This is a genomic window from Streptomyces sp. NPDC087845 (assembly GCF_044742755.1).
Lineage (GTDB): Bacteria > Actinomycetota > Actinomycetes > Streptomycetales > Streptomycetaceae > Streptomyces.
In genome coordinates, this window is the sequence record NZ_JBIUVC010000011.1 from 236,044 (window position 1) to 243,410 (window position 7,367).

The following is a 7,367-nucleotide window of genomic DNA, read 5'->3' on the forward strand; positions in this document are numbered from 1 at the left end:
GGGGGTCGGTGGGGGTACGGGGATGGGGGTGCGTCCGGGGGGTGCCCGGGTCGGCAGCGGAGGAGGACACACCAAGAATTTACAACACAGATGCGTTAATCGGTACGGAGAAGGTGTTGGACCCCATGGGCCGTGCGCCCCGAGGGTTGATCCATGCCGTACGACAGAACGCCGCCCACCGACCCCATGCTCACCGTCTCCGGGGACCTGCTGATCATCGCCCCGCGCACCCCCGCCCCCGCACGGCCGGCACCCACCAACCCGTACCGCCGGCTGCTCGCCACCCCCGGCGCCCGCGCCTTCACCGCGGGCAATCTCCTCGCCCGGCTCCCCATGGGCATGTTCAGCGTCAGCGCCGTGATCATGATCGCCGGGGCGCGCGGCTCGTACGCGCTGGCCGGTGCCGTCACCGCGACCGGCCTCGGCGCCACGGCGGTGGTCGCGCCCTGGACGGCCCGGCTGGTCGACCGGTACGGACAGGCCCGGGTCGCCGTGCCCGCCACCGCGATCGCCGCGCTCGGATCGCTCGCGCTGCTGCTCTGCGTGCACTACGGCGCCCCGGCCTGGACGCTCTTCGCCTCCTACGCCGCGACCGCCACCACCCCCAACACGGGCGGGATGTCCCGGGCCCGCTGGGCGCATCTGCACCGGGGCGATCCGGCCGCCCTGCACACCGCGAACTCCTTCGAACAGGCCGCCGACGAACTCTGCTTCATGCTCGGCCCGGCCCTCGCCGCGCTGCTCTGCGCGGCGCTCTTCCCGGAGGCCGGAACACTCGTCGGGGCGGTCCTGCTGATGACCGGCGTGCTGATCTTCGCCGCCCAGCGCGCCACCGAACCGCCGGTGGCACCCCGCACCACCCGTACCGGCTCCCCGTTCCGCACCCCCGGCATGCCGGCCCTGCTCGCCGCCTTCCTCGCCACCGGCGCGGTCTTCGGCGCGATGGAGGTCGTCACGATCGCCCACGCCGGGGGCGCCATCCTGGCCCTCCAGGCGGCCGGTTCGTGCGTGGCGGGGCTGCTGTACGGATCACTGCGCCCGGCCGCGGACATCCGGCACCGGCTGCTGGGCTGCCTGGCGGGAATGACGGCGCTGATGTCCCTGCCACTGCTCGCCACCTCCGCGACCGATTCGCTGCCGGCCCTGGCGGGCGCGCTGCTGCTGGCAGGCGCCGCGACGGCGCCGACGATGGTGACCGGCATGACCCTGGTGCAACGCCTCACCCCGGAGGGCCGGTTGAACGAGGGCATGACCCTGGCCGTGACCGCGATGCTGGGCGGAATCGCCGCCGGTTCGGCGACCGGCGGCTGGATGGTGGAGCACACCGGGCAGACGACCGGCTATGCCGTACCGGTGTGCGCAGCGGGACTGGCGCTGGTGATCGCGGCGGCCGGTGTCCGGGTCCCCCGGGCGTGATGCCCGGGCGCGGGGCTCCGCGCAGAACGACGAGAACCCCGCTGCCGGTGGGCAACGGGGTTCTCGTTCACATGGGAATTGTGGAGATGGCGGGAATCGAACCCGCGTCCAACGGTGCAGAATCAGGGCTTCTCCGTGTGCAGTTCGCTGTGCTTTTCTCGGCCCCGGTAGTCACGCGAACAAGCTACCGACAGGCCCAGCCACTGTTTGATTTCCTTCCAGGCCCCGTGACCGGGTCTAGAAGTTTAGATCCCTTGATGATGCCAGGATCCGGGTCGGGATCACCCCCGGGCTGACACTTCGCAAGTCGCTACTTAGGCAGCGAGGGCGAAGGAATCGCGCTTGGAATTGGCGATTATTGGTTGCGACATATGGTTTACGAGATCATTGTCGCTTCCTCGACACGCTTCCCCTGCTTCGACATCCGCTGTCGAAACCGATCATCCCCATGCTGGTGTATTTAATTGTCAACCGCTCCATACGTGCACCCGCTGTGAGGTGCAGTGCCATCGTACGTGACCAACGAGCGACAGTGCCAGCCTATTCCTGCCGGCCGGCCCGCCCGCTTCCCGGCTAGGCGCTCCGCTGGCGCCGTCGCGCCGCCGAGATGGCCCGGTTGGTCTCCCGCGTGTCCTGCTTCTCGCGCAGGGTCTGCCGCTTGTCGTACTCCTTCTTGCCCTTGGCGAGCGCGATCTCGACCTTGACCCGGCCGTCCTTGAAGTACAGCGCGAGCGGCACGATGGTGTGGCCCGTCTCGCCCGACTTCGACTCCAGCTTGTCGATCTCCGCCCGGTGCATCAGCAGCTTGCGCTTCCGCTTGGCCGAGTGGTTGGTCCAGGTCCCCTGCACGTACTCCGGGACGTGGATGTTGTGCAGCCAAGCCTCGCCGCCGTCGATCTGGACGAAGCCGTCCACGAGCGAGGCCCTGCCCAGCCGCAGCGATTTGACCTCGGTACCCATGAGTACGAGACCGCACTCGTAGGTGTCGAGGATGTGGTAGTCGTGTCGCGCCTTCTTGTTCTGCGCGATGAGCTTGCGCCCGGTGTCCTTTTCCTTAGCCATAGTGCGGCCATTTTCGCACTACGACCCACCCCCGAGGCCACTCAATACCGTCTCGGCCCGCTGCTCGGCCCCGGAGCTCACCGCGAGGTCCGGGGTGATGCCGCGGCCGTCGACGCCGCGGCCCGCCGGGGTGCGGTAGTGGCCGACGGTCAGCTCGGCCACCGAGCCGCCCGGAAGCTTGCTGGGCATCTGGACCGAACCCTTGCCGAAGGTGCGCGAGCCGACGGTGACGGCGCGGCCCCGGTCCTGGAGCGCGCCGGTGAGGAGCTCGGCGGCGCTCATCGTGCCGCCGTCGACGAGGACGACGAGGGGCCGGGCGGTGTCACCGCCCGGCTGCGCGTAGAGGGCGCGCTGCTCTCCGTGCACGTCGTACGTGGCGACCAGGCCGCCGTCCAGGAAGGCGGAAGCCGCGGTGACGGCCTCGGTGACCAGGCCGCCGGAGTTGCCGCGCAGATCGAGGAGCACCCCGGCGCCCGCCGGTGCGTCCCGGACCGCGTCGCGGACCCGGTCGCCCGAGCCCTTGGTGAACGAGTCGACCTCGATCAGCACGGCCTCGGAGGGATCGGAACGCTTCGGTCCGATCCTCCGGACGGTGACGGGCTCGGTGGTGAGCGTGGCCCGGCGCAGCGTCTCGGTGCGCCGCGCGGCGCCCCGCTGGACGCCCAGGACGACGGCGGTGCCCGCGGACGCCTCCGTGCGGTCCCCGCGCAGCAGGGCGACGACCTCGGCGACGGGGCGCCTGTCGATCCGGTGGCCGTCGACCGTGCGGAGCAGATCGCCGGGCTCGATGCCGGCCCGGTCGGCGGGGCCGCCGGGCTGGACCCGGGCCACCTCGACCAGCCCCTCGGCGGAGCGCTTGGCGGAGATCCCGACGCCGGTGTACGAGCCGTCGAGGGCCTGCTCGAACTCCTCGTACTGCCGCTCGTCGTACACCGCGCCCCAGCGGTCCCCGCTGCGGCTGACGACCTCCTCGGCCGCCTCCTTGCCCGACTTGCCGTCGGCCACGGCCCGTGCGGCGGCGGAGGCCACCTCGTCGCCGTCGACCGTGGAGGCGACGTAACGGGTCGCCGGGTCCGGAGACTTCGAGCCGCCGCGCGGCAACGAGCCGGTGGCCGCCGCGGTGGCCAGCACGCTCGCGAAGACCAAGGTCAGGGCCGCCCCGCGGCGTACGCCGCGGGGCCCGAAACACTGCGCGGGACCCGACATGGCGATGAGTCTAGGACAACGCCCTTGCGGCACACGGCCGGTTGACCGTGCGCCACCAGGGCGCTTGTCACACCTTCAGGTACTTGCGCAGCGCGAAGAGAGCGGCAACGGCGGGCATCAGCAGACCGATCGCCAGGACCAGGGGCAGCTTGGTGAGGACCGCGTCCCAGCCGATGAAGTCGATCAGATTCAGCTTGCTCTTGAGCTCCAGACCGCCGTCGATCAGGAAGTACCGGCCGGCCAGCAGCATCACGCAGGCCAGCACACCGCCGATGAGACCGGCGAACGCGGCCTCCATGATGAACGGCATCTGGATGTAGAACCCGGAGGCGCCGACGAGCCGCATGATGCCGGTTTCGCGCCGCCGGCTGAACGCGGACACCCGGACGGTGTTCACGATCAGCATCAGCGCGATGACCAGCATCAGCGCCATCACGAAGAGGGCGGCCACATTCATGCCGTTCATCAACTGGAAGAGGTTGTCCAGGATCGACCTCTGGTCCTGGACGGACTGCACCCCGTCACGCCCGGCGAAGGCGGTGGCGACGACCTTGTACTTCTTCGGGTCGTGGAGCTTGACCCGGAACGACTCCTGCATCATGTCCGGCGTGATGTCGCCCGCCATGGGCGAGTCGCCGAACTGGTCCTGGTAGTGCTTGTACGCCTGGTCGGCCGACTCGTACGTGACGGTCTGGACGGCGTCCATCTTCTTGAGGTCGGCCTCGATCTCCTTCTTCTGATCGGCGGTGACCGCCCCCTTGGCGCACTTGGGCGTCGAGGTCACATCGCTCTTGCTGCAGAGGAAGATCGAGACGTTGACCTTGTCGTACCAGTAGTCCTTCATCGTGCTGACCTGCTCGCGCATGAGCAGCGCGCCGCCGAACAGGGCGAGCGAGAGGGCGACGGAGACGACGACGGCGAAGGTCATCGTGAGGTTGCGACGGAGGCCGACGCCGATCTCCGACAGGACGAACTGGGCGCGCATGGCGTCCTTTCAGTGCTCGATGCTCAGTGCTGGTAGCCGTAGACGCCGCGGGCCTGGTCACGTACGAGACGGCCCTGCTCCAGCTCGATGACGCGCTTGCGCATCTGGTCGACGATGTTCTGGTCGTGGGTCGCCATGATCACGGTGGTGCCGGTCCGGTTGATCCGGTCCAGCAGCTTCATGATGCCGACGGAGGTCTGCGGGTCGAGGTTGCCGGTCGGCTCGTCCGCGATGAGCAGCATGGGACGGTTCACGAACGCCCGCGCGATCGCCACGCGCTGCTGCTCACCACCGGAGAGCTCACCGGGCATCCGGTCCTCCTTGCCGCCGAGGCCGACCAGGTCGAGGACCTGCGGCACCGCCTTGCGGATCTCACCGCGCGGCTTGCCGATGACCTCCTGCGCGAACGCCACGTTCTCCGCGACGGTCTTGTTGGGGAGGAGCCTGAAGTCCTGGAAGACCGTGCCCAGCTGGCGGCGCATGTGCGGCACCTTCCAGTTGGACAGGCGGGCGAGGTCCTTGCCCAGGACGTGCACCGAGCCCGTGCTGGCGCGTTCCTCGCGGAGGATGAGCCGCATGAAGGTGGACTTGCCGGAGCCGGAGGAGCCCACCAGGAAGACGAACTCACCCTTCTCGATATCGAGAGACACATCCCGTAGAGCGGGACGGCTCTGCTTCGGGTAGGTCTTGGAGACGTTGTCGAATCGGATCACGGATGCACCACGGTCGGCCGGGAGTAGGTGTGCGTGACCATACGCGAACCGGCCTGGGGCGTGCAGGCGCGCGTCCTGGGATGGGTGATTTATGGCGGAACGGCACGGGCCGGGAGCGCGGCCGAAGTGCTACGGAACGGGCGATCTCCGGCGGGCCGCGCCGAAATCCGCGCGAGCTGGCACAGTGGTAGGGGGAACGGTTGCGTTCCCATGAGCGTTGTGCGGAGCGAGGACGTCTGCGGCTCCGCCGCGCGGGAGGAGGAAAGCGCATGACCTATGACCGACTGGTGTGCGCAAACTGCGCGGCGCCCGTGAACGAGGGCCGCTGCCCCGTGTGCCGGGCAAGTCGTGAGCGGCTGCAGCAGGAACAGGAGCAGGGGATCTTCGCGGGGCTGAGCCCCGTGACGCTGGTGGCCCTGCTGGTGGTGCTGCTGGGCGCGCTGGCACTGCTGGCGCACCAGACCGTGTAGCACCGGACCGCGCAGCCGAGGCCGTCCGTCCGCCTGCGAAAGCGTGTACGTGTACGCGGAGGGGCCCGGGATGCCGACTGGCGTCCCGGGCCCCTCTGCGCGCAGGTGGCCCTTAGGCGACCGTACGGCCGTTCATCAGGCGCGGCAGGATCCGGAAGCCGATGCCTCCGGCGATCATCGTCGCGGCGCCGACCAGCAGGAACGTGGTCTCGGCGGCACCGGTCTCGGCGAGCTCGTCCTTGCCCTTGCCCTGCTCGACCGGCTGGTTGCCGGCCGAGTCGGGGGTGGTGTTGTCCGCGCACTTCGCGCCGTCGAGGTCGACGGTGCAGCCGTCGCCACCGGTCGCGGAGCCCGAGGAAGCACTACCGGTGGTGCCGCCGTTACCGGTGGTACCACCGTTGCCGGAGCTGCCGCCATTGCCGGAGCTGCCGCCGTTGGCGCTGGTGCCGCCGTTGTTGCCGGAGCCACCGTTGTTGCCGGAGCCACCGTTGTTCGACGCGCCACCGTTGTTGCCGGAGCCGCCATTGTTGCCGGAGCCACCGTTGTTCGACGCGCCACCGTTGTTGCCGGAGCCGCCATTGTTGCCGGAGCCACCGTTGTCGGACGCGCCACCGTTGTTGCCGGAGCCACCGTTGTCGGACGTGCCGCCGTTGTCCGCAGCACCGCCGTTATCGGCAGCGCCACCGTTGTCCGCAGCGCCACCGTTATCGGCAGCGCCACCGTTGTCGGACGTGCCGCCGTTGTCCGCAGCACCGCCGCTATCGGCAGCGCCGCCGGTGTCCGCAGCACCGCCGTTGTCGGCCGCACCACCATCGGTGGTCGTACCGCCCTGGCCACCGTTGTCGCCGCCGCCGGCCGCATCGCCGCCGGACTCGCCGAGGTCGGCGTCGACACCCAGACCGCCTTCGTCGACGTGAGCCTTGGCGGTGAGACCGCCGACGTCGACTCCGATGCCGACGGCCGACGCCGCACCAGCAGCGGTGAGCGAAGCACCCGCGGCGATCACCGCACCTGCGGCTATCCGCGCGACGCGTACACGCGTCTTCTTGGTCATCTGCTGCTACCCCCAGTAGCTGTTCTCGTCATGGAGCAGCCATATGCGGGCCCCGGCTCTGCGGAGTTTGCTCCGAACGGCGCCACATGGAGCCGTGGTCATGCCGCCCGCCCCCGTTCACACCCGTCCCAGACATACGCATGCTGCCCTAGCACCCTGTCCACAGTTAAGGACTACGTCAAGGCCGTTCCGTGGAATCTGCACCGATTTAGTGGCAGTTGACCTTCATTCAGAATCACGACTGTGACGCACTCACCACGGCGCCCGCGCAACTCGGAACCCCAACTCCCCATCAGCGGCGGCTCGTACGCGTCCGCGACGAAAACGGCGGTGGGGGGAACCCCGGGGGGGTGGGGGCCCCCCCGGCGGAAAACCCCGGCAAAACCCCCCGCGGCGGGCCCGCCCCGCCAAAAACCCCCGCGATGGCCCCCCGCGGGCCCCCCCCCCCCAGCCCACGCAGA

Annotated in this window: 7 protein-coding genes and 1 other RNA gene; 2 read left to right on the top strand and 6 right to left on the bottom strand. The window is 69.6% G+C overall.

Translation table 11 applies throughout. The annotated features are described in order from the left end of the window. Nucleotides 1-153: 153 nt before the first annotated feature. Entirely contained in the window at nt 154-1,416 is a 1,263-nt protein-coding gene (locus ACIOMQ_RS27715; protein WP_402190812.1) for an MFS transporter, read from the top strand. Nucleotides 1,417-1,494: 78 nt separating this feature from the next. Here ACIOMQ_RS27715 and ssrA read toward each other — a convergent pair. The 5 genes from ssrA to ftsE form a co-directional block, all read right to left on the bottom strand. Continuing rightward, nucleotides 1,495-1,864: a transfer-messenger RNA gene (gene ssrA / locus ACIOMQ_RS27720) on the bottom strand. Between the two features lie 125 nt (nt 1,865-1,989). Then, nucleotides 1,990-2,478 carry an SsrA-binding protein SmpB gene (gene smpB / locus ACIOMQ_RS27725; protein WP_072484162.1) on the bottom strand — a complete coding sequence of 163 codons (489 nt, stop codon included), beginning with the start codon at nt 2,476-2,478 and terminating at the stop codon, nt 1,990-1,992. A gap of 18 nt (nt 2,479-2,496) precedes the next feature. Next, entirely contained in the window at nt 2,497-3,684 is a 1,188-nt protein-coding gene (locus tag ACIOMQ_RS27730; RefSeq protein WP_362205393.1) for a S41 family peptidase, read from the bottom strand. 67 nt (nt 3,685-3,751) lie between these two features. Beyond that, nucleotides 3,752-4,669 carry a permease-like cell division protein FtsX gene (gene ftsX, locus ACIOMQ_RS27735; RefSeq protein ID WP_362205396.1) on the bottom strand — a complete coding sequence of 306 codons (918 nt, stop codon included), beginning with the start codon at nt 4,667-4,669 and terminating at the stop codon, nt 3,752-3,754. Nucleotides 4,670-4,692: 23 nt separating this feature from the next. After that, nucleotides 4,693-5,382: a cell division ATP-binding protein FtsE gene (gene ftsE, locus ACIOMQ_RS27740; protein WP_362205399.1), complete on the bottom strand. Its 690-nt coding sequence runs from the start codon at nt 5,380-5,382 to the stop codon at nt 4,693-4,695. A 269-nt stretch (nt 5,383-5,651) separates the two neighbouring features. On the opposite strand from ftsE, the gene ACIOMQ_RS27745 reads away from it, so the two are divergent. Further along, nucleotides 5,652-5,852 (top strand): hypothetical protein, encoded by a 201-nt coding sequence (locus tag ACIOMQ_RS27745; protein WP_266746502.1) that lies wholly within the window; start codon nt 5,652-5,654, stop codon nt 5,850-5,852. A 112-nt stretch (nt 5,853-5,964) separates the two neighbouring features. On the opposite strand, the gene ACIOMQ_RS27750 is transcribed toward ACIOMQ_RS27745, so the two are convergent. Next, nucleotides 5,965-6,906, bottom strand: a complete 942-nt coding sequence (locus ACIOMQ_RS27750) for a hypothetical protein (protein ID WP_401988064.1) — start codon at nt 6,904-6,906, stop codon at nt 5,965-5,967. Nucleotides 6,907-7,367: the final 461 nt, after the last annotated feature.